Annotated in this window: 1 protein-coding gene; it reads right to left on the bottom strand. The window is 67.1% G+C overall.

Annotation, left to right across the window (positions count from 1 at the left end; translation table 11 throughout):
• The coding region (locus tag A5777_RS02540) for an amino acid permease (protein WP_156529263.1) at nt 1–538 on the bottom strand (538 nt) is incomplete at both ends.

A 538-nucleotide genomic window follows, 5' to 3' on the forward strand; every position in this document is an offset into this window, starting at 1 on the left:
ACGAGCGCCGTCACCACGACCATCGACGCGACGTAGACGACGCCGAGAACCCGACCGTGTCCGACGCCGGTGCCGAAGGCGGTCACCAACAACACCCCGAGGATGACCGCCGTCACCACACCGAGCGCCATGATGCGCCTGCTGGGTTCCCCGATTCGGCCGAGCAGCACTGGAGAGGCGAGACACGCGGTGAGGTAACTGCCCATGTAGCCCAGTGCGCTGAGCGTCAGGAAGTCGCGGATGCCGTCTTGCGGGTTGCCGCCGCACCAGAGGAACACGAGCGGTCCGAGCGTCACGATCGCCATCGCCCAGACCGTCGCGACGGCAGGCGTGTGGAAGCGACGATGAGTGCGGCCGAACGCCTCGGGAACCACACGTTCGCGCCCCAACGTGAACAGCACCCGCACGAGTGCGTTGACCGACGCGAGTGCACACGCGAAGAACGACGTCGCGATCCCGATGTCGAGGATCACCGCCGTGATGCGTGTTCCGTCGGATAGGAACAGTGCGGCCAGCGGCGTGGAGCTCTCGCGCACGC

Source organism: Gordonia sp. 852002-10350_SCH5691597 (assembly GCF_001665715.1).
Lineage (GTDB): Bacteria > Actinomycetota > Actinomycetes > Mycobacteriales > Mycobacteriaceae > Gordonia > Gordonia sputi.